A 237-nucleotide genomic window follows, 5' to 3' on the forward strand; every position below is an offset into this window, starting at 1 on the left:
TGCCACAGGTGATCGCGATGCGGACGTGGGCCGGGTAGAGGGTGCGGAGATAGCGGCAGAACTCCAGGAACTGCGTGCGCCTTCTTGACGGGCTTGATGTGGGCGTAGAGCCGGTCCCGGGTCAGGTCGAGGGCGGCGAAGAGGTGGCGTACTCCGTCGTAGCGGTTGTAGGCGGCCCGGCGTCGTCGGCGGGGTTCGCGGTCGGGGTTCTTGTGTCTGCCGCCGCGTTCGGCCCAC

At 68.8% G+C, this 237-nt stretch carries 1 pseudogene; it reads right to left on the minus strand.

Annotation, left to right across the window (positions count from 1 at the left end):
* Nucleotides 1–237: pseudogene (locus IF89_RS49550) on the minus strand (IS630 family transposase); the annotation flags it as partial.

This window comes from Streptomyces sp. NRRL F-2664 (assembly GCF_000719345.1).
Classification (GTDB): domain Bacteria; phylum Actinomycetota; class Actinomycetes; order Streptomycetales; family Streptomycetaceae; genus Streptomyces.